The 19,669-nt window shown below is 63.9% G+C and carries 19 protein-coding genes; 8 read left to right on the top strand and 11 right to left on the bottom strand.

From position 1 onward, the window contains the following. Nucleotides 1-57 precede the first annotated feature (57 nt). Nucleotides 58-1,530: an amidophosphoribosyltransferase gene (purF, locus tag BM234_RS10845; RefSeq protein ID WP_092064522.1), complete on the top strand. Its 1,473-nt coding sequence runs from the start codon at nt 58-60 to the stop codon at nt 1,528-1,530. A 12-nt stretch (nt 1,531-1,542) separates the two neighbouring features. Here the strand turns inward: purF and BM234_RS10850 are convergent, their stop codons facing one another. Next, complete coding sequence (locus BM234_RS10850; protein WP_092064525.1) at nt 1,543-2,214, bottom strand: HAD-IA family hydrolase; 672 nt, start codon at nt 2,212-2,214, stop codon at nt 1,543-1,545. Between the two features lie 107 nt (nt 2,215-2,321). On the opposite strand from BM234_RS10850, the gene glmU reads away from it, so the two are divergent. Beyond that, entirely contained in the window at nt 2,322-3,668 is a 1,347-nt protein-coding gene (gene glmU, locus BM234_RS10855) for a bifunctional UDP-N-acetylglucosamine diphosphorylase/glucosamine-1-phosphate N-acetyltransferase GlmU (protein WP_092064528.1), read from the top strand. Next, nucleotides 3,668-5,491: a glutamine--fructose-6-phosphate transaminase (isomerizing) gene (glmS, locus tag BM234_RS10860; RefSeq protein ID WP_092064531.1), complete on the top strand. Its 1,824-nt coding sequence runs from the start codon at nt 3,668-3,670 to the stop codon at nt 5,489-5,491. Before glmU ends, glmS begins: the two co-directional genes overlap by 1 nt. Before the next feature lie 4 nt (nt 5,492-5,495). Here glmS and BM234_RS10865 read toward each other — a convergent pair whose 3' ends face one another. Beyond that, nucleotides 5,496-7,142, bottom strand: a complete 1,647-nt coding sequence (locus BM234_RS10865; protein ID WP_092064534.1) for an electron transfer flavoprotein-ubiquinone oxidoreductase — start codon at nt 7,140-7,142, stop codon at nt 5,496-5,498. Between the two features lie 218 nt (nt 7,143-7,360). On the opposite strand from BM234_RS10865, the gene greA reads away from it, so the two are divergent. Both greA and BM234_RS10875 read left to right on the top strand, forming a co-directional pair. Then, the gene (greA, locus tag BM234_RS10870; protein WP_092064536.1) at nt 7,361-7,831 is read left to right on the top strand and encodes a transcription elongation factor GreA; all 471 of its coding nucleotides are present in this window, start codon (nt 7,361-7,363) and stop codon (nt 7,829-7,831) included. 22 nt (nt 7,832-7,853) lie between these two features. Continuing rightward, the gene (locus BM234_RS10875; RefSeq protein WP_245752589.1) at nt 7,854-8,882 is read left to right on the top strand and encodes a hypothetical protein; all 1,029 of its coding nucleotides are present in this window, start codon (nt 7,854-7,856) and stop codon (nt 8,880-8,882) included. Here the strand turns inward: BM234_RS10875 and BM234_RS10880 are convergent. From BM234_RS10880 to BM234_RS10890, 3 genes are read right to left on the bottom strand one after another with little or no spacing between them, the layout of a single operon-like run. Next, on the bottom strand, nt 8,879-10,666 hold the full coding sequence (locus BM234_RS10880) for a bifunctional molybdopterin-guanine dinucleotide biosynthesis adaptor protein MobB/molybdopterin molybdotransferase MoeA (RefSeq protein WP_092064539.1): 1,788 nt from the start codon (nt 10,664-10,666) through the stop codon (nt 8,879-8,881). The two genes, BM234_RS10875 and BM234_RS10880, sit on opposite strands and share 4 nt — an antisense overlap. After that, nucleotides 10,663-11,283 (bottom strand): molybdenum cofactor guanylyltransferase MobA, encoded by a 621-nt coding sequence (gene mobA / locus BM234_RS10885; RefSeq protein ID WP_092064542.1) that lies wholly within the window; start codon nt 11,281-11,283, stop codon nt 10,663-10,665. Before mobA ends, BM234_RS10880 begins: the two co-directional genes overlap by 4 nt. Continuing rightward, nucleotides 11,280-12,170 carry a formate dehydrogenase accessory sulfurtransferase FdhD gene (locus BM234_RS10890; protein ID WP_092064545.1) on the bottom strand — a complete coding sequence of 297 codons (891 nt, stop codon included), beginning with the start codon at nt 12,168-12,170 and terminating at the stop codon, nt 11,280-11,282. The genes mobA and BM234_RS10890 overlap by 4 nt, the downstream gene beginning before the upstream one ends. A gap of 52 nt (nt 12,171-12,222) precedes the next feature. Between BM234_RS10890 and BM234_RS10895 the strand changes: the two genes are divergently transcribed. Both BM234_RS10895 and BM234_RS10900 read left to right on the top strand, forming a co-directional pair. Then, nucleotides 12,223-12,957 (top strand): AzlC family ABC transporter permease, encoded by a 735-nt coding sequence (locus BM234_RS10895; protein ID WP_092064548.1) that lies wholly within the window; start codon nt 12,223-12,225, stop codon nt 12,955-12,957. Next, nucleotides 12,954-13,280: an AzlD domain-containing protein gene (locus BM234_RS10900; protein WP_092064551.1), complete on the top strand. Its 327-nt coding sequence runs from the start codon at nt 12,954-12,956 to the stop codon at nt 13,278-13,280. Before BM234_RS10895 ends, BM234_RS10900 begins: the two co-directional genes overlap by 4 nt. Here BM234_RS10900 and BM234_RS10905 read toward each other — a convergent pair. The 5 genes from BM234_RS10905 to BM234_RS10925 form a co-directional block, all read right to left on the bottom strand. Beyond that, nucleotides 13,265-13,888 (bottom strand): hypothetical protein, encoded by a 624-nt coding sequence (locus tag BM234_RS10905; RefSeq protein WP_092064554.1) that lies wholly within the window; start codon nt 13,886-13,888, stop codon nt 13,265-13,267. The genes BM234_RS10900 and BM234_RS10905 overlap by 16 nt on opposite strands. A 25-nt stretch (nt 13,889-13,913) precedes the next feature. Continuing rightward, complete coding sequence (locus BM234_RS10910; RefSeq protein ID WP_092064557.1) at nt 13,914-14,048, bottom strand: aa3-type cytochrome c oxidase subunit IV; 135 nt, start codon at nt 14,046-14,048, stop codon at nt 13,914-13,916. A 155-nt stretch (nt 14,049-14,203) separates the two neighbouring features. Then, nucleotides 14,204-14,944, bottom strand: coding sequence for a SpoIIAA family protein (locus BM234_RS10915; RefSeq protein ID WP_175501255.1), 741 nt, complete (start codon nt 14,942-14,944; stop codon nt 14,204-14,206). 213 nt (nt 14,945-15,157) lie between these two features. Beyond that, nucleotides 15,158-16,195, bottom strand: a complete 1,038-nt coding sequence (locus BM234_RS10920) for an MBL fold metallo-hydrolase (protein ID WP_092064563.1) — start codon at nt 16,193-16,195, stop codon at nt 15,158-15,160. Further along, on the bottom strand, nt 16,195-17,907 hold the full coding sequence (locus BM234_RS10925) for an acyl-CoA dehydrogenase family protein (protein WP_092064566.1): 1,713 nt from the start codon (nt 17,905-17,907) through the stop codon (nt 16,195-16,197). The genes BM234_RS10920 and BM234_RS10925 overlap by 1 nt, the downstream gene beginning before the upstream one ends. A gap of 123 nt (nt 17,908-18,030) precedes the next feature. Here BM234_RS10925 and BM234_RS10930 point away from each other — a divergent pair, with 123 nt between their 5' ends. Beyond that, complete coding sequence (locus BM234_RS10930) at nt 18,031-18,987, top strand: L-threonylcarbamoyladenylate synthase (RefSeq protein WP_092065214.1); 957 nt, start codon at nt 18,031-18,033, stop codon at nt 18,985-18,987. A gap of 30 nt (nt 18,988-19,017) precedes the next feature. Here the strand turns inward: BM234_RS10930 and BM234_RS10935 are convergent, their stop codons facing one another. Continuing rightward, the gene (locus tag BM234_RS10935) at nt 19,018-19,587 is read right to left on the bottom strand and encodes a YqgE/AlgH family protein (RefSeq protein ID WP_245752591.1); all 570 of its coding nucleotides are present in this window, start codon (nt 19,585-19,587) and stop codon (nt 19,018-19,020) included. Nucleotides 19,588-19,669: the final 82 nt, after the last annotated feature.

Genomic DNA, 19,669 nt, shown 5'->3' on the forward strand with positions numbered 1-19,669 from the left:
AGGGGCCGCGCCCTCCACTATGTGAGGAGCAAATCACAGCATGACTCGGGAATCACAATGACCGAAACGCCTCGGATGCCCGCCCATCCGTTCGACGGGGACAAGCTGCATGAGGAATGCGGCGTCTTTGGTGTGGTGGGTGTCACCGATGCCGCGAACTTCGTGGCTCTCGGCTTGCACGCACTACAACACCGAGGGCAGGAAGCTGGCGGGATCGTCTCCCACGACCATGAACTCGGTTTCAATTCCGCACGCCGCTTCGGCTATGTGCGGGACAACTTTACCAAGCAATCCTTGATGGAAACCCTACCGGGCCCGATCTCGATCGGCCATGTGCGGTATTCCACCTCGGGCGCCAAGGGACAGACGGCGATCCGTGATGTCCAACCCTTCTTTGGTGAATTTTCCATGGGCGGTGCTGCCATCGCCCACAACGGCAACATCACCAATGCCGATGCCCTGCGCCGGGAGTTGATCGAACGCGGTTCGATCTTCCAGTCTTCGTCCGACAGCGAGTGCATCATCCACCTGATGGCCCGTTCGCTACAGCGCAATATCCCCGAGCGGATGGAAGATGCGCTGCGCCGGGTCGAGGGGGCCTTTTCCGTCGTCGCCATGACGCGCACCAAATTGATCGGTGTCCGTGATCCCTTGGGAGTTCGTCCGCTGGTCCTTGGCCGTGTTGGCGATGGCTGGGCGCTCTCCTCGGAGACTTGTGCCCTCGATATTATCGGCGCTGAGTTCACGCGCGAGGTCGAACCCGGCGAGATGGTCGTTATTACGGCCGAAGGTGGGGTCGAAAGCCATTTCCCCTTCCGCCCGCAAAAGTCGCGCTTCTGTATCTTTGAGCATGTCTATTTCTCCCGGCCCGACAGCATCATCGGCGGGCGTTCCGTCTATGAGACCCGCCGGCAGATCGGCGTGGAACTCGCTCGGGAGGCCCCGGTGGAGGCTGACCTCGTCTGCCCCGTCCCCGACAGCGGCACGCCCGCCGCCATAGGCTTCGCCCACGAAAGCGGCATTCCCTATGGCATGGGCATCATCCGGAACCAGTACATGGGCCGGACCTTCATCGAGCCGACCGAACAGATCCGAAATATGGGCGTGCGGCTCAAGCTCAACGTCAACCGGGCACTGATCGAAGGCAAGCGCGTGGTGCTCGTGGACGACAGCGTGGTCCGAGGCACCACATCGCGCAAGATCAAGGAGATGATTCTTGATGCCGGCGCGAAGGAGGTGCACTTCCGCATTGCCTCCCCGCCGACTTCATGGCCCTGTTTCTATGGGGTGGATACGCCCGAACGCGACAAGCTGCTTGCCGCCACGATGTCCGAAGAGGAAATGCGCGTTCACCTCGGCGTGGATTCGCTTCGCTTCGTGACGCTTGATGGGCTCTATCGGGCCGCGGGCGAGGTATCGGGACGCAATCCCGATGCACCGCAATACTGCGATGCGTGTTTCTCCGGGGAATACCCCGTTGCACCCGCCGACATGATCGAAAAAGGGTTCATGCTCAAAGCCGCTGAGTAGACGCGCGCGGGCCTATCGCTCCAGGGGGATGAGTTCGCTGACGAGATCCGGCAGGTCAGCAAAATCATCCAGCAGCGCTTCTGGCTCCAGATCCGTCACCTTCCGCCCTTCGGGGCCGAAGGTGACGAGAATGCAAGGGATCCCCGCGGCGCGTGCTGTCTCACGATCTGTGGTGGTGTCGCCAATGAGGCAGGCCTTGCCGCCCTCTCCACCAGCGCGCCGCACGGCTTCTACAAATGGGGCTGCATCGGGTTTTCGCACCGGAAGGGTATCGGCTCCGATAAGCGCGGCGAATTGTCCCCGCACCCCCAAGCGATCCAGCAAGGTCTCCGCCAATCCTTCGGGTTTGTTGGTACAGATCCCGACGCGATAGCCAAGCGCCGAAAGCGCCTCCACGGCCTCGATCGCGCCCGGATAGAGCCGCGTATGCACATCAATCGCCGCGCCATAGGCCGCGAGCAGTTCGGGATAGTATCGCTCCACCATCTGCGCATCGTACTGCCCCAGACGGGTCAGCCCCTCAGTCAGCATGGCGCGGCCACCGCGAAAGGCGACGGAGCGGTCCCTCTGCATGCAGAGCACTTCGCCATGCCCCATCTGCTGAAAGCAGGAATTGGCGGCCGCGATCAGATCCCCGCTTGTGTCGGCCAAGGTCCCGTCCAGATCGAAAATCACAGTGCCCATCGTCGCTCCTGTCACATATCGCAAACTTGTTTGATGGGCCGCTCCCTTGCGTGCACCCCGCCATCGGGTATTACCCGCGCCAGAGCAGACAAGCAAAGAGGCATGCGATGGCAACGGCGCTGATCCTTCTGGCCGCAGGCCAAGGCACGCGGATGAACTCCGACCGGCCGAAAGTATTGCATGAGGTCGCTCACGCGCCCCTGCTGGTGCATGCCATGCGCGCCGGCGCGGCGCTTGACCCCGAAGTTACGGTCATCGTGGCAGGCCATGGGGCGGACGACGTCGCCAAAGCGGCCCGCGACTGGGACGAGACCGCCGCCGTCGTGCTTCAGGAAGAACAACTCGGCACCGGGCATGCCGTGCTGCAAGCACGCGCGGAGCTTGCCGGTTTCGACGGGGATGCCGTGGTGCTGTACGGTGACACGCCCTTCATCCGGGCCGAAACCCTTGAAGCGATGCAGTCAGCACGCGCCAGCCACGATGTCGTCGTGCTCGGGTTCGAAGCCGCAGACCCGGCCCGCTACGGTCGGCTGGTGCTGGAGGGGGAAACCCTGACCCGGATCGTGGAATACAAGGATGCCAGCGACGCGGAGCGCGCGATCACCCTGTGCAATTCCGGGGTCGTCGCCGCGAAGGCCGAGACGCTTTTTGCCCTGCTGGATGCCGTGGGAAATTCGAACGCCGCAGGGGAATACTACCTCACCGACATCGTCGAGATCGCGCGCGAACGGGGCCTTTCGGCGACCGCCGTGACCTGCGATGAGGCCGAGACACTCGGCGTGAACACCCGCGAACAACTCGCTGCGGCCGAGGCCGCCTTTCAGGCGCAGGCACGCGCCGAAATGCTTGATCTGGGCGTGACGCTCACCGCACCCGAAACCGTCTTCTTTGCCTTCGACACGGTGGTCGGGCGCGATGCCGCGATTGAGCCCAACGTGGTCTTTGGCCCGGGCGTCACGGTGGAAAGCGGCGCGAAAATCCGCGCCTTTTCTCATCTCGAGGGCTGTCACGTTTCCCGTGGTGCCGTCGTCGGCCCCTACGCCCGCCTGCGTCCCGGCGCGGAACTGGCGGAGAATACCCACATCGGCAACTTCGTGGAGATCAAGAACGCCCAGATCGATGAGGGCGCCAAAATCAACCATCTGTCCTATGTGGGTGATGCACATGTGGGCGCGCGGACGAATATCGGGGCGGGCACGATCACCTGCAATTATGACGGGGTCTTCAAACACCACACGGAAATCGGGGCGGATGCCTTCATCGGGTCAAACACCATGCTTGTGGCCCCTGTGCGCATCGGCGACGGTGTCCTCACGGCATCGGGATCGGTGATCACATCGGATGTCGAGGATCACGCCCTCGCCATTGCCCGCGCCAAGCAGGAGACCAAGCCGGGATACGGGCGCCGTCTCATGCAGATGCTGCGCGCGAAAAAAGCGAAGGGAACTCACTGATGTGCGGAATCGTCGGCATACTGGGCAAGCACGAGGTCGCGCCCATACTCGTTGAGGCGCTCCGACGACTGGAATATCGCGGGTATGATAGCGCCGGGATCGCCACGCTGAATGACGGTCATCTGGACCGGCGCCGCGCAGTGGGGAAGCTGGTCAACCTCTCCGACTTGCTGGTGCATGAACCGCTTGCCGGAAAATCTGGCATCGGCCATACCCGCTGGGCCACCCATGGCGCGCCCAGTGTGGTCAATGCGCATCCGCACCGGGCCGGGTCCGTGGCTGTCGTCCATAACGGGATCATCGAAAACTTTCGCGCATTGCGCGAAGAACTCGCCGCAGCGGGCGCGACGACGGAGAGCCAAACCGATACGGAAACCATTGCCCTTCTGTGCCAGCAATATCTCGCGGCGGGCGATACGCCCCGGGATGCCGCCGCACGAACCCTTGCGCGGCTGGAGGGGGCCTTTGCGCTGGCGTTTCTCTTCGATGGGCATGATGATCTGATCATCGCCGCCCGTCAGGGCAGCCCGCTCGCAATCGGCCACGGAGATGGCGAGATGTACGTCGGCTCCGATGCGATCGCGCTCGCCCCCATGACCAACCGCGTGACTTATCTCGAGGAAGGGGACCGCGCCGAAGTGACCCGTGCGGGTGTGCGCATCCTTGATGCCTCCGGCGCGCCGGTCGAGCGGGAAATGCGAGAAATACAGATGGATGCCGCCCGTGTCGACAAGGCCGGGCACAAGCACTTCATGGCCAAGGAGATCGCCGAACAACCCACGGTGATCGCGCAGACGGTCCAGAGGTATCTGGGGGCCGAAGACAACGCCATCACGCTCCCTGACGACAGCCTCGATTTCAACACCATATCCCGGCTGAGCCTTGTGGCATGCGGCACCGCTTATTTCGCCTGCCTCACGGCGAAGTACTGGTTTGAGCGCCTCGCGGGGATCCCCGTCGACGTCGATGTGGCCTCTGAATTCCGCTATCGAGAGCCGCCGATCCCGGCCGGCACGCTTGCCCTCTTCGTCAGCCAGTCGGGTGAAACAGCAGACACGCTTGCCGCCCTTCGGTATTGCAAGGGTCGCGCGGCGCGGATCGCCTCGGTGGTGAACGTCCCGGAAAGTTCCATCGCGCGGGAAAGCGACCTGTGTCTTCCGACCCTTGCCGGCACGGAGATCGGCGTCGCCTCCACCAAGGCCTTCACCTGCCAACTCACCGTGCTCCTGCTGCTCGCTCTGCGCGCGGCAAGCGATCGAGGGCGGCTGGACGAGGCTCGGAAGGTCGAGCTGCTCGACGGGTTGCGCGCCCTGCCCAACACGCTCAACCGCGCCCTCGATGTCTCATCCACGCTCGAGGATATTGCCCAGGATCTGGCCGAAGCGCAGGATATCCTCTTCCTTGGTCGCGGGCTGATGTATCCACTCGCCCTCGAAGGCGCGCTGAAGCTCAAGGAAATAAGCTATATCCACGCCGAGGCCTATGCGTCGGGGGAACTCAAGCACGGGCCCATCGCACTCATAGATACCCATATGCCCGTGGTCGTCTTTGCTCCGCACGATGCGCTGTTCGACAAGTCCGTCTCCAACATGCAGGAAGTCATGGCGCGCGGTGGCAAGGTGGTTTTCGTGACCGATCGCAAGGGCTGGGCCGCAGGTCAGGAGGGCGTCTGGCGCCATGCGATCATGCCGGATGTCGATCCCATACTGGCACCAATCCTCTATGCCATCCCCGCGCAGCTTCTGGCCTATCACACCGCCGTGGCGAAGGGCACGGATGTGGATCAGCCGCGCAACCTCGCCAAATCAGTGACGGTCGAATAGCCCCTTACATGTTGGGGTAATTCGGGCCATCGCCCCCCTGCGGCGTCTGCCAGTCGATGTTCTGGCTGGGGTCCTTGATGTCGCAGGTCTTGCAGTGCACGCAGTTCTGGAAATTGATCACGAACTGCGGCGCGCCGTCCTTCTCCACCACCTCATAAACCCCGGCAGGGCAATAGCGCTGTGCTGGCTCCGCATATTCCGGCAAGTTGACCGCAATCGGGATCGACGGATCCTTGAGCCGCAGGTGACAAGGCTGGCTCTCTTCATGGTTGGTCATCGAGAAGGAGACGTTGGTCAACCGATCAAAGCTGAGCTTGCCGTCGGGCCGGGGGTATTCGATGACAGGATGATCCGCCGCCTTCCCCGTCGCTTCGGCATCGGTTTTCCCATGCTTGACGGTGCCGAAGAGCGAAAACCCCAGCGTGTTGGTCCACATATCGAGCCCGCCCGCCATAAGGGAGGCCGTGAGCCCCCACTTTGACCACATCGGCTTTACGTTGCGGACCTTCTTAAGGTCGGTGCCGATTGCACCGTCGCGCACCTCTGTCTCATACGCGGTCAACTCATCGCGCGAACGCCCTGCCCGGATTGCCTCCACCGCAGCTTCGGCCGCCGCCATTCCTGAAAGCATCGCGTTGTGGTTGCCCTTGATGCGCGGCACGTTGACCATCCCCACCCCACATCCAAGAAGCGCGACTCCCGGCGCGACCATCTTCGGCATGGACTGATAACCGCCCTCGCTGATTGCCCGGGCTCCATAGGCCACGCGTTTGCCCCCTTCCAGCAGCTTGGCCACCATCGGGTGATGCTTGAAGCGCTGGAATTCCATGTAGGGGTAGAGATGCGGATTGACGTAATTCAGATGCACCACCAGACCGATATAGATCTGATTGTTTTCCAGGTGATAGATGAAGGAACCGCCACCTGCGTTCTTGCCCAGCGGCCAGCCCATCGTGTGGGTAACGGTGCCCTCGCGGTGCTTCTCCGGGTCGATTTCCCAGATCTCCTTCATCCCGAGCCCGAATTTCTGCGGCTCGTGCCCAGACGAGAGATCGAATTTCGCCATCACCTCTTTCGTCAAGCTGCCCCGCACACCTTCCCCGAGGAAGACATACTTGCCGCGCAACTCCATCCCCGGCTCATAGGCCGGTCCGGGCGTTCCATCCGGGTTCAGGCCAAACTCGCCCGCGACAACGCCGCACACCGCGCCGTCGTCGCCATAGATCACTTCGGAGCAGGACATGCCGGGGAACACCTCAACGCCAAGCGCTTCGGCCTGTTCGGCCATCCAGCGACAGACGTTGCCCATGGAGACGATGTAATTGCCGTGGTTGTTCATCAGGGGCGGCATTGGCCAGTTGGGCACCCGCACACCGCCTGCCTCGCCCAGAAGATAGAAGTTGTCTTCCTTCACGGGCACGTTCAGAGGCGCGCCCTTGTCCTTCCAGTCCGGGATGAGCGCGTTGAGGCCGCACGGATCAAGCACCGCGCCGGAGAGGATATGCGCACCCACTTCGGAGCCCTTCTCCAGCACCACGACCTCAAGGTCCGCGTCGAGCTGTTTAAGACGGATCGCGGCAGAAAGACCCGCAGGCCCCGCCCCAACGATCACCACGTCATAGTCCATCGCCTCTCGCTCGATCTCGGCCATGTCAGCCCTCCTTGCTGCACCTGCAAAATGTCAGGTTTCCCGATGCGTAGCGCGCAGTTGCCGCCAAGGTCAATTGTGACACGGCGTCGTGGACCGGCGGCCACGTGCCAAATCCCGCAGTGCCCCCTTGCATTCGCCTGCCGCTTTGGGTCAGGTATCCGCTCAAACAAGCGCGGGCATGCCTCATTGGGCCCCGCATACGCACTACGGAATGGCTCATGGAAAAAATACCGATGACCCGCGCGGGCCATACCGCGCTCGAAGGAGAATTGAAGCAGCTCAAATCCGTTGAGCGGCCTGCGATCATTCGCGCGATCTCCGAAGCACGCGAACATGGCGATCTCAGCGAAAATGCCGAATACCATTCCGCACGAGAGAAACAGTCCTTCATTGAGGGCCGGATCAAGGAACTGGAAAGCGTCATCTCGCTGGCCGATGTCATCGACCCCAAGCAATTGTCCGGGACGATCAAATTCGGGGCCACGGTCACAGTGATCGACGAGGACACCGAAGAAGAAAAACGGTGGCAGATCGTGGGCGAATACGAGGCCGACATCAACGCGGGCCTTCTGAACATCAGGTCGCCCATCGCGCGCGCCTTGATCGGCAAGGATGAAGGCGACAGCGTCGAGGTTCGGACGCCCGGCGGCGAGAAGGCCTACGAAGTCGTCAAGATCGAGTATATCTGAGATTTCCCGGAAAGGGGGCCGCATGGCCAGGGACCCGGAGCCACAAGTTGTCGAAAGCTCGCCCATGGGCACGAAAACGGCCTCGTCGCGCAATCTGACGCTGGCGGATCTTGGTGCGCTTGTCTTCAGCCTGCTCTGGCTTGCCGGAGCGGGGGCTTACCTGTTGCTGGCCGAGACGGCCACGTCGGGGCTTCTGGGGTTGCTGGTGCTGATCCTTCCGGTGGCCATGGCTTGGGTTGCTGCGGCATCGTTGCGCTCAGCTATGATGGTCCGGGAGGACCTTGCGCGACTTCAGGCATCTGTCGATCTGCTGCGGCGCGCGCAGATCGCGCAAGGCCAGACACATAGCGCGCAGGGCAACTCCGCACTCACGGACAAACTCAATGAGATGGCGCAAGCGCAGCGGCGGACTGAGGCATTGCTTGCTATGGTGACCGCCACGCGCGACCATTCCCCGGCGGACGGGCCGCTTGATGCCCAGCCAGAACCGGCCCGTGCACGGGAACCCGCGCCACAGACGCAACCGCAATCACCGGAGGCCCAAAGCAGCCTGCCGCTGGTTCAGCCGAAGCCCAACGATCCGCTCACCGTGCAGGATTACATCCGAGCGCTCAATTTTCCCGAAACCGCGCAGGACAAGATCGGTTTTGCCGCATTGCGCCGGGCGCTGCGCGACCGTCAGGCAGCGCTGTTGATCCAAGCCGCGCAGGATGTGCTGACCCTGCTCAGTCAGGATGGGATTTATATGGACGATTTTGCGCCGTCCCGACCCGATGCCAACCTCTGGCGACGGTTTGCGCGGGGCGAACGGGGCCCCAAGATTGATCCACTCGGGACGATCGATGCCCAAGCCGCGATGGACAAGACCGCGCAGCGGATGCGTCAGGATACGATCTTCCGCGACGCGGTACATCACTTCCTGCGCCGATTCGACCGAAGCCTCGTCGCTTTTGAGCCGCAGGCCAGCGAAGCTGAATTGACGGCCCTTGCGGATACTCGGACGGCAAGAGCCTTCATGCTGCTGGGGCGCGTGGCAGGCACCTTTCACTAGAGGCCAAAACTCCCGTAGGGAAGAAACCGAACGGGATCACCGGGATTGATATGACGGGCGCCATCGGCGATCTCCACCAAACCCTCGGCCCAACTCAGGCTGCTGATCCGGCCAGAGCCTTCGCTGGGAAAAACCTCGGCGCGTCCGTCGCGGATGCGAGCCCGAAGATACTCACGCCGACCGGGTTTCTTGCGCTTTTCAAACGCCGCGGGCACATCAAACCCCACGGGATCAAGCCAATTGCCACCGGCAAGCCGCTCCATCGCAGGCCGGGCGAAGACGAGGGTACAGACAAGCGCAGCAACCGGATTGCCCGGCAGTCCGAAGACCGGTGTTTCGTGCCACATGCCAAGCGCCAAAGGACGGCCCGGTTTGAGGGCGATGCGCCATTCCTGCATGGCCCCTCGTTCACGCAACAGGGCGGAGACGTGATCTTCGTCGCCCGCCGATGCCCCTCCGGAGGTCAGGATTACATCCGCCCCGGCCGCGCCACGGTCGAACGCCGCGGCTATGGCTGCGCGGTCATCCGGCATCCGGCCAAGATCCAGCGCCTCAAACCCGAAGCGTCGGACCATCGCCAAAAGCATCGGTCGGTTTGCGTCGAAAATCTGGCCCGATGCTGCGGGGCTGCCTGCCTCGACCAATTCATCGCCGGTGGAGATTACTGCAACGCGCAACCGCCTGAAGGCCGGTACCTCGGCTACACCGCCGGAGGCCAGATAAGCCAGATCAGCCGGGGTCAAACGCCGGCCAGCCGGCAACAACGTCGCGCTTTCCTGTACGTCTTCCCCCGCTTTCCGGGTATTGGCCCCGCGCTTCAACGGCCCGCGGAACGCCACCTGCCCCGCGCCCACCACCACGTCTTCATCAAGGACGACGGTATCGACCCCAACGGGCAGGCTTGCGCCAGTCAAAACCCGGATGGCGTGCTCTGGGGGGACTTCCCCCTCATAAGGCACACCGGCCGCTGATCGTCCCTCCATCAAGGGCAGGGAAACGGGCGCCTCGTCAGGCACACCGCCCGCGAAACCGTATCCGTCGACCGCGCTGTTTGCATGGGGAGGGTTGGCGCGAAGAGCCGTGACTGGCGCGGCCAACACCCGGCCCTCGGCCTCGGCAAGCGACAGGGCTTCGATCCCGGTGATCGGATGCAGGCGCTGTTTGAGAAGCGACAGAGCGTCGTCCACCGGGGTCCAATCCACGCCGGGAGGCAAGGCAAAACAATCATTCCGCAGGGGTGGCGGTTGGGGATGCTGCTGCGCAGCCGACCTCGATGCCTCTTCATTCGCTGAGGACAGTCCCACCTGCACGAGGATGAAATCTGCAACTGCTGCGGTATCGTTCAGGTCAAACACGGGCCGGTCAGCTTGGAGCGGCACGTCGGCGGCAATGGCCTTGATACTTGCATCGCTGGGGGCAATGAGAGGATTGCCGGTCTCCGCGCGGTGCGCCTCCACCTTGGGGTGGTCATCGCGCTTGTACCCTTCGACCAGCACCAGATCGGCGGGGCTGAGATTGGTCAACAATTCCGCAAGCGTCGGCTCCTGTTCATCGCGCAGTTCATGCATCAGCGCCCACCGGTTACGAGACGCGAGCAACACTTCGGTGGCACCTGCGATGCGGTGCCTGTGGCTGTCCTTGCCGGGATGGTCCACATCAAAGGTGTGGTGCGCATGTTTGACGGTGGAAACGGAAAAACCCCGCCCCGTGATTTCGGTCACGAGCCGCTCCATCAGACCGGTCTTGCCCGCGTTCTTCCACCCGACGACGCCGAAAATCCTCATGCCGCGCCCTTCGCCATGTCGCGGGCCTGCACCAGATCTTCGGGGGTGTTGACGTTGAAGAAGGGATCAATGGCCCCTGTTGCAAAGAGCGCCTCGCGGCCACCATGTTGCTCGGTCCAGATCACGACCTTGCGGGTTCCCCGTGCCAAGGCCTCCCGAAGATCATCACGCAACGCCACGGGCCAGATCCCGAAGGTGGGATGCCGGACGGTTCCGCGTCTGGGGTCCGGTGTCGTGGCGAGCGCGAGCGGATGCGCCATGCCTTCGGCGGCGAGAAGCAGGCGCGGCACAAGGTCTTCGGGAAAGAAGGGCGTATCGGCTGCGGCGGTCACGATGCTGTCCGCACCCCGGTCGGCGGCCCAGTCGAGACCGGCGAGAACCCCCGCAAGCGGACCGGGAAAGCCCGCCACGCTATCGGGCAGGATGGGCAGATCAAGATCAGTAAACCGCGCCGGATCACCGTTGGCATTGAGCGCGAGCGCCGCCACTTGCGGCTCCAGCCGATCGATGACGTGGCGCAGGATGGACTGACCATCAAGGCTCAGCAATCCCTTGTCACCTCCCCCCATACGCGTGGCCTGACCGCCTGCGAGGATCACTCCGAGTGGTTGCTTCATGACCCGTCTCCCTTGCGGCCCGCGCGCTTGGGCTCATCCCCCACCGACGCGATGTCGGCGTCGCGCACCAGTCGTTCCTCTCCTGCCAGGCAGACGAACCTCTGACCACGAAGCCGCCCGATGAGGGTCAACCCGACCTGCCGCGCGATCTCCACCCCCCAAGCGGTGAAGCCGGAGCGAGAGGCAAGAACGGGGATACCCATGAGCGCGGTCTTGATCACCATTTCGGACGTCAGGCGCCCGGTGGTGTAGAGGATCTTGTTTTCGGGGGAGACCCCTTCGGAGAACATCCAACCGGCGATCTTGTCCACCGCGTTGTGGCGGCCCACGTCCTCCATATAGACCAGCGGGCGATCACCCTCACACAGCACGGTGCCATGGATCGCGCCCGCCTCGAGATAGAGCGAGGGCGTACGGTTTATTTCATGCGAGAGGGCATAGAGCCAACTTGTGCGAAGCTCAGTCTGCGGCAGCTTGGTATCCTCAAGCCCTTCCATCATGTCGCCAAAAACCGTCCCAACGGCACAGCCGCTCGTCCGCGTCTTTTTCTGGAGCTTTTCCTCGTAGTTCGTCTCTCGCGCCGTGCGGACCACGACCGTTTCCAGATCCTCGTCGAAGTCGACCCCGGTTATCTCCTCATCGGCCTGCAACATGCCCTGGTTGCGCAGAAATCCAAGCGCAAGGTACTCGGGGTAATCGCCGATGGTCATGGCGGTGACGATCTCCCGAGAGTTCAGAAATATCGTCAATGGGCGCTCTTCAACCACATTGGTCGTGATCTCGGCACCGGTCTGATCATGGCCCGTCACCGTGCGCGTCAGGCGCGGCGCGGACGGGTCCGGTGCGATCAGGAAACTGTCATCGCTCTTCCGAGTGGCCAATTGCATCCCCCCCTCAATCCCTCTAAGCCCGAGGGCAGACAGACCGTAGAGACCCCCGATGCCAACGTCCACCATCAAATCCCGGTACTTGCAAGGGGTGCGCGACGGCGCGCCGTTCCTCTTTGTGATCGGCCCTTTTGGCCTTCTCTTTGGCGTGGTTGCCACAGAAGCCGGGCTGAACGTGCTCGAAGCCCTCGCCTTTTCAGTGATGGTGATCGCCGGGGCGTCGCAATTTACCGCGCTTCAACTGCTCGTGGAGGATGCGCCCACTTTCGTCGCGCTCGCGTCGGCCTTGGCGGTGAACTTGCGTATGGCGATGTATTCGGCCTCCATGACCCCCTATCTGGGAAAACTGCCGCTGTGGAAGCGGGCGATTGCCGCGTATTTCCTTGTTGATCAGACCTATGCAGTCAGTCTGATGAAATTCGAGCGGGACCCGGAAATGACCCCGGCGGGGCGCTTTGCCTATTTCATCGGGGCGGTGACCCCGCTTTGCCCGCTGTGGTACCTGTTCACCGCCATCGGGGCCATTCTCGGCAATGCGGTCCCCGACGCGCTCGCGCTTGATTTCGCGGTGCCAATCACCTTCCTCGCGATCGTTGCCCCGATGCTTCGGTCCCTGCCCCATGTGGCGGCGGCGGTGGTGGCAATCGTCCTCGCGCTCGTCTTTGCATGGTTGCCCTATAACCTCGGGCTCTTCGTGGCGGCCATCGCGGGAATGATGACAGGGGCGCAGGTCGAATTGATGACCCAAACCAAGGCGGCACAGGCCAAAGCGGAGGCAGAGACATGATCGACCGGTTGGACCTCTGGATCGTCATTGTCGGGCTTGGACTTGGCAGTTTTCTATTGCGTTTCGCGTTTTTGGGGCTTGTCGGCGGGCGGGAGTTGCCCGCGTGGCTGAGCCGGCACCTGCGCTATACGGCGGTGGCGGTGCTGCCCGCGCTGATCGCGCCGCTGATCCTTTGGCCCGGCGCGACGGATGGACAGATCGACCCGGCACGTCTCTCGGCATCGGCCGTCACGATTGGCGTTGGGCTTTGGACCAAAAACGTATTGCTATCAATCGCCTGCGGCGCAGTGACCCTGTATGGGATGCTCTATCTGCTGGGCTGAACCGCGGGCAGATCCGCGAGCGCCTCGACCGCCTCGATGGATTTCAGATCCGGGTCGTCATCTTCGATGAAGACACTGCGCACACCCGGAATCTGGGCGAAATCATCGGCCAGTTTGTTGGGATAAAAGCTCATCCGGACATGTTCGAATCCGGGCAATTCGCGCAGCAATTTCGCCAACGCGCGGGTGCAGTTCGCCTTGGGCACGGGACCCGCCCTCTGGGCCAGTCGGAAGGCCCGCTCGGCGGTTTCCCGAGACACGGTAAGTCTTTGGATTTGCACGTCATATGTGATGCGCGCATGGTAGTCCACAAAGGCCCGTTCGATGGCCGGACTGACACCGTAAATCAGGTCGTTTCGCTCAGGGATCGCGGGGTGTCCGAAGGTGCCGGCGGGGTCGAAGATCACGCGCTCTGAGGCGTTGATGAGCAGGGCGCTGTGCGCGCCATTGCCGGAGCCTGCGTTGAGCACGGTGATGAGGGTAAGCTCCGCAGGCCCGTCATCCACATAACGAACGCGGTCAAGCTCGGACTGGGGCGCCCACACTTCTTGCGCCCCGCACCCGGCGAGGAGGGTCGCGAGCGCGACGAGGAGACAGAGGATCCGCACGGGGGCGTTGTCCGGCCTGATCTCGTTAGCTGTTGAAAATAGCCAAGAAAACCACGGCGCCGATGCTTATCCCGGCGACCCAGGTGGACACCCGCACAAAACCTTCAAAGGTCTTTTCCTGATCGGTGATATCCATGCTGCCATGCTTGTGTTCGGCCATGTCGCAATCCTTCTGGCGTCGGTTTCGGGCAGGTTTAATCCATATTTCCGCCCGTGTCACGACATCCCGAAGCGGGGGCGACGAAATGCGCCAAGTGTCTGAAAAGCGGGTATGACTTTTGTATGACATACGTATGACTCGGCGTCATACAGGTGTCATACCTTGCCCGCGCCCCCCTTGATCCACGCCTTGGCCTCTTCGAACGCGGCGGCATCGAAATACCGTACCTCGGCATCCAGAAAATGCCGCCCCACGCCTTCGGCCAATCGCGTGAAGGTGTTGCGCCCCACGATGGCGACCCGCTCTGGCGCGCGCCGATGCTCCCGCACAAGGCTGAGATGCTCGGCAATGGCCCCCAGTCCCTGCCAGCCGTCGAACTCTCGCAGATCGAGAAGCAGGCGGATCCGGCCGTTGCGGGCGATGAAGGCATCCAGATCCCGCCCCTCTTCCTCATAGACCGCCGAATCCAGCTTGCCGAGAAGTTGCAGGTGCAGCGCCCCGTCGCCAAGATCGGTCTGGTGGATTGCGCCCAGTGATTCCGAGAGCCAGCGGCGCGCCTCGTCCTCCTCGGCGAGTGGGAAGATCATCACCGGACAGGGCATGATCACGGCAAAGGCGCGGATCGCCTTGGTGATCCAGTTCGGCTCTGCGACCACGGCGACCCGGTCGAAGCCCCGCCAGTGCTTCAGGCCCATGCGCGAATCCTCGAACAGGGCGCCGAGGGTGAAATCGGACACGTTGGAATCAAACCGCACCAGAAGGCGCACGCGCTTGTGCTCGGCGATGCGGGCCTCCAGCGCGGGAATCAGCACCTCGGTATAATCGCGTTCGGTGACGGTTCCAGAAATGCGCAACTCGAGGATATCGCCGTGTGCGCCGGTTTTCTCTTCGATCATGGGGGCCTCCCGACAGTTGGGGTTAACCATAAAGAGATGGGGAGCGGCGCGGCCGGTTCCAAGATGGAGAGGCATCGGAAAAGGGGCTTCGCCCGGCGGTCGATTGCCCATTTTGGCTACTTTCCGAGCCGTGGCAGCAATCGGGGGTGCCATATGCCCACGCCCCGTTGGGCTTTGGGAAAAACTGGAGGGGAGACCGGAACGGCGGTGATCTCAGAGGCGGCGAAAGACCCAAGCGCCGTCGTCGCGGCGCTCGCGGCTCGCCGCGCCCTGCCGGTGAAGATGGTTGAGGTGGCCGACGGCTTCCACAAGGGCGAGGCCATATTCCCCCGGCCCGATTCGGCGCTTGTAGAGCGGCGCGAAACACTCCCCCGCCGCGCGCGGCTCATCGAGGTACTCGAGCAGGCGTGCGAGGCTGCCGTGGTGGTTGGCGATGAGTTGGCGCAGGCGCAGCGGCAGACCGGTAAAGGGGCGCTTGTGGCCGGGCAGGACGAGGTGGCGCTCCTCGGCGATCTGGCTGAGCCGTTCGCAGCTTTCGAGCCAATCACCCACAGGGTCGGCCTCCGGCTCTGTGGCATAGACGCCAAGGTTGGAGCTGATCGAGGGGAGGACCTGATCGCCCGCCAGCACCAGATCGTCATCGCGGCTCCAGAGGGTGGCGTGTTCGGGGGCGTGACCGTTGCCGATGTGGATGTCCCACGTGCGGCCCCCGGCGGTCAGGGTGTCGCCTTGGGCGATGCGGGTAAACCCGAGGGGCAGCGGCGCGACCATGTCGGCAAAGTTGAGCGGGCGGGAGGTTTCGCGTTCGGCATAGATGTCGGGATTCATCCCCGCCCCGCGCCAGAAGGCCAGCGATTCGGGCGTGGGCACAGCCTGTTCATCGAGGGTGAGCATCCGGGCAAAGAGCCATGCCGTGCGCGTGGTGATCAGCGCCGCCCCGCGCGACTGGAACCACCCGGCGAGGCCGACGTGATCGGGGTGGTGATGGGTGACGAGCACGCGGGAGACAGGCTTGCCCGCAAGCGGCCCGGCAAGCAAGGTTTCCCAAAGCGCGCGGGTCAGGCCGGAATTGAGCCCGGTATCCACGATGGTCCAGCCATCACCGTCGTCGAGCGCATAGACATTGATCTGTTTGAGCGGTGAGGGCAGCGGGAGGCTGCACCAGAGCACGCCCTCGGCGATTTGCGTGGCCTCTCCTTCGGCGGGGAAGGCCTCCCACGGATAGCGGATGCCGCCCTGCCCGCCGGGCATCAGGCCACGAGGTCTTCGGCCGCGATCGCGTAGAGATCCTCCGCCCCGGTCACGGCTTGGGCGAGATACGCGGCATGTTCGGGCAGAAGGCGCGTGATATAGAACCGGGCGAGGCGCGCACGCGCCCCCGAAGGATCGGCCAGCGCGGATTTGAGGTGGAAATACCCCCCCAGCACGCGGGCAAAGCCCATGAGGAAGGGCACGGCCCCGGCGAAGCGATCGTTCAACTCCTGCGATGTCAGCCATTCGACCGTCTCGCGCAGGGTCTCGCAAGCCTCCCACACCGGTTCGGCAAGGTCGGGCATCGTCTGGCGCGCGGTCTCCAGCTCTTCTTCGATCTCATCGAGCAGAGCGGCGGCGGCTTCGCCCCCGTCCATCAACTTGCGCCCGACGAGGTCCATCGCCTGAATGCCGTTGGTGCCCTCATAGATCGAGGTGACGCGCACATCGCGGGAGAATTGCGCGACGCCGGTTTCCTCGATGAAGCCCATGCCGCCATGCACCTGTACCCCGATTTCGGCGACGCGCATCCCGGTTTCGGTGCCGAACGCCTTGGCGATGGGCGTCAGCAGGGCGGCGCGGGCCTTCCATTCGGGTTTGCCGGTGGCGCGGTCCATGTCGATCGCCGCGGCGCAGGCCAGCGCGATGGCACGGGCGGCGAAGGTTTCGGCGCGCATGGTGGCCAGCATCCGGCGCACGTCGGCATGGTCGATGATTGCCCCGGTGCCGTTTTCAATCGGGCTGCGGCCCTGCTTGCGGTCCTGAGCATAGGCCAGCGCGGCCTGCGAGGCGGCCTCGGCGATGCCGATCCCCTGCACGCCGACGCCGAGCCGGGCGTTGTTCATCATGGTGAACATGGCCGCCATGCCGCCATGCGGCTCCCCCACGAGCCAGCCGGTCGCGCCGTCGTATTCCATCACCGCGGTGGGCGAGCCATGCAGGCCCAGCTTGTGTTCAAGGCTGACCACGCGAAGAGTGTTGCGGGCGCCGGGATTGCCGGCCTCATCGGGGATGAACTTGGGCACCATGAAGAGGCTGATCCCCTTCGTGCCCGGCGCGCCGTCAGGCAGACGGGCGAGGACGAGGTGACAGATATTCTCGGAGAAGTCGTTGTCGCCCCAAGTGATGTAGATCTTTTGCCCGGTGACGGCATAGGAGCCATCGCCGTTGGGTTCGGCCTTGCTGCGCAGCGCGCCCACGTCGGAGCCGGCCTGCGGCTCGGTCAGGTTCATGGTGCCGGTCCATTCGCCGGAGATCAGCTTGGGCAGGTAGATCGCCTTGAGCTCGGCGCTGGCGTGATTCTCCAGCGCTTCGATCTGGCCCTGGCTCATCAGCGCGTTGAGTTGCAGCGCGAGACAGGCGGCGCTCATCATGTCGTTGACGGCGGTGGTGACGGCCATGGGCAGGCCCATGCCCCCTTCGGCGGGATCGGCGGCGATGGAAACCCAGCCGCCTTCGGCCAGCGCGCGGAACCCGTCGCCAAACCCCGGAGGGGTGCGCACGATGCCGTTGTCCAGCCGCGCGGGGTGCAGATCCCCGGCCCGGTTGAGCGGCGCGAGAACCTCTTCGCAGACGCGCCCCGCCTCGGTCAGGATTGCCTCTACCATATCGGGCGTGGCCTCGGCGAACCGGTCCGTGCCAGCGATGCGGGAGAAGTCGATCACATGGTCGAACAGGAAGCGGAAGTCGTCAGTTGTCGCGCGATAGGGCATACGAATTCCTCTTGAGTGTCGGGGCTTGGCAAGTGTGCTGCCCCCGGCTATCCCTCAAGTCCTACCGCAACCCCGCGCCCCTTCAACCTGAAACGCCACGTCACGGGAGAGCCTCACGTGTCTCTGCTCCCTTCGCATCAGACGGAACGGCTTGTTGCCGATACGGCGGGCATCGCGCGTGCCGCGCAACTCCTTGCCAACGGGGGGCTTGTCGCCCTGCCGACGGAGACGGTCTATGGGCTGGCAGCGGATGCGGGGGATGATCGCGCGGTGGCCCGGATCTTCGAGGCGAAGGGTCGGCCCCGGTTCAATCCGCTCATCGTGCACCTGACCGGGGCGGAGGCAGCGGCGCGTTATGTGCAGTGGACCGATGAGGCGGACCGGCTGGCCTCTGCCTTCTGGCCCGGTGCGCTGACTCTGGTGCTGCCGCTGCGGGCGGGGCACGGGCTGTCGCCGCTGGTGACGGCGGGGTTGGAGACGGTGGCGCTGCGGGTGCCGGCCCATCCGGTGGCGCGTCAGGTGCTGGCCGCGGCGGCGCGGCCCGTGGCGGCCCCTTCGGCCAATCCCTCCGGGCGGATCAGCCCGACGACCGCCGCGCATGTGCTGGCCGGGCTCGACGGGCGGATCGACGCGGTGCTCGACGGGGGGGCCTGTACCGTGGGGGTCGAATCCACGATTCTCGGGCTATGGGATGTGCCGCGCCTGCTGCGTCCCGGCGGGATTCCCGCCGAAGCCATCGAGGCGGCGCTTGGCATGCCACTGGCCGGGCCGGACGCCTCCCCCAGCGACGGCCCGAGCGCACCGGGCCAGCTTGCCTCCCACTACGCGCCGGGAGCGCCTGTGCGGCTGGAGGCGGACGGCCCGCGACCGGGGGAGCTTTTCCTTGGGTTCGGGCCGATGGACGCGGATCTCAACCTGTCGCCCGGCGGCGATATGCTGGAAGCTGCGGCGAACCTGTTTGGTCATTTGCACCGTCTTGATGCGCGGGGCGCGCCCATCGCGGTTGCGCCCATCCCCGAACGGGGCCTTGGGCTTGCGATCAATGACCGGCTGCGGCGCGCGGCGGCTCCGCGCGACTGATCAGGCGGGGACACGGGCAGTCGCGGGCGGTCAGGCGTGGCCAGCAGTTCCCGACAGGGCCAGCGCTTCGACACCTAGATGCTTGAGAGAGGCGCTCCATTTCTGCGTATCGGGCAGGTCAAAGACGATATCGCTCCGGGCGGCGCAGGTGAGCCAGCCATTCTGGGCGATCTCTCCTTCAAGCTGCCCCGGCCCCCAGCCGGCATAGCCGAGCGCCATGATCAACCGGTCCGGCCCGCGCCCCTGTGCGATGTCTTCGAGGATATCGAGCGTTGCCGTCATGCCGAAGCCCCCGGCCAGTTCCATCGTGGCGATGTTGGACCGGTACTCCGAGGAATGCAGCACGAAGCCCCGCGCGCTTTCGACAGGCCCGCCGAAGTGAACGCCAAGGTCGCGGCCCACGGTGCCATTGATTTCCAACTGGTCGAGCAGTTCGGCAAAGCGCACATCCGCGGGCTTGTTGATGATGAGCCCCATGGCGCCGTCCCGTGAGTGGGCGCAGAGAAACACCACCGCATGTTCGAACCGCGGATCGCCCATGCCCGGCATCGCAATCAGCAGATGCCCCGTCAGATTCATGTCGTCATGCTCATCTGTCATGGGGTCAGGATGCTCGCAGGGGGACGATCACGCAAGCCTTCGCTTTGAGCACGCGCGAAAGATCGCAAGGGTGCCCACGGAG

It is taken from the genome of Poseidonocella pacifica, from assembly GCF_900111875.1.
GTDB classification, from domain to species: domain Bacteria; phylum Pseudomonadota; class Alphaproteobacteria; order Rhodobacterales; family Rhodobacteraceae; genus Poseidonocella; species Poseidonocella pacifica.

Excerpts from the sequence above, each read along its gene's own strand:
- BM234_RS10925 (WP_092064566.1), bottom strand. The coding sequence starts at position 17,907 with ATGCCCTATCGCGCGACAACTGACGACTTCCGCTTCCTGTTCGACCAT.
- BM234_RS10900 (WP_092064551.1), top strand. The coding sequence starts at position 12,954 with ATGATCGACCGGTTGGACCTCTGGATCGTCATTGTCGGGCTTGGACTT.
- BM234_RS10850 (WP_092064525.1), bottom strand. The coding sequence starts at position 2,214 with ATGGGCACTGTGATTTTCGATCTGGACGGGACCTTGGCCGACACAAGC.
- BM234_RS10880 (WP_092064539.1), bottom strand. The coding sequence starts at position 10,666 with ATGAGGATTTTCGGCGTCGTCGGGTGGAAGAACGCGGGCAAGACCGGT.
- greA (WP_092064536.1), top strand. The coding sequence starts at position 7,361 with ATGGAAAAAATACCGATGACCCGCGCGGGCCATACCGCGCTCGAAGGA.
- glmS (WP_092064531.1), top strand. The coding sequence starts at position 3,668 with ATGTGCGGAATCGTCGGCATACTGGGCAAGCACGAGGTCGCGCCCATA.
- BM234_RS10935 (WP_245752591.1), bottom strand. The coding sequence starts at position 19,587 with ATGACAGATGAGCATGACGACATGAATCTGACGGGGCATCTGCTGATT.
- BM234_RS10890 (WP_092064545.1), bottom strand. The coding sequence starts at position 12,170 with ATGCAATTGGCCACTCGGAAGAGCGATGACAGTTTCCTGATCGCACCG.
- purF (WP_092064522.1), top strand. The coding sequence starts at position 58 with ATGACCGAAACGCCTCGGATGCCCGCCCATCCGTTCGACGGGGACAAG.
- BM234_RS10915 (WP_175501255.1), bottom strand. The coding sequence starts at position 14,944 with ATGATCGAAGAGAAAACCGGCGCACACGGCGATATCCTCGAGTTGCGC.
- glmU (WP_092064528.1), top strand. The coding sequence starts at position 2,322 with ATGGCAACGGCGCTGATCCTTCTGGCCGCAGGCCAAGGCACGCGGATG.
- BM234_RS10910 (WP_092064557.1), bottom strand. The coding sequence starts at position 14,048 with ATGGCCGAACACAAGCATGGCAGCATGGATATCACCGATCAGGAAAAG.
- mobA (WP_092064542.1), bottom strand. The coding sequence starts at position 11,283 with ATGAAGCAACCACTCGGAGTGATCCTCGCAGGCGGTCAGGCCACGCGT.
- BM234_RS10895 (WP_092064548.1), top strand. The coding sequence starts at position 12,223 with ATGCCAACGTCCACCATCAAATCCCGGTACTTGCAAGGGGTGCGCGAC.
- BM234_RS10920 (WP_092064563.1), bottom strand. The coding sequence starts at position 16,195 with ATGCCCGGCGGGCAGGGCGGCATCCGCTATCCGTGGGAGGCCTTCCCC.
- BM234_RS10865 (WP_092064534.1), bottom strand. The coding sequence starts at position 7,142 with ATGGCCGAGATCGAGCGAGAGGCGATGGACTATGACGTGGTGATCGTT.
- BM234_RS10875 (WP_245752589.1), top strand. The coding sequence starts at position 7,854 with ATGGCCAGGGACCCGGAGCCACAAGTTGTCGAAAGCTCGCCCATGGGC.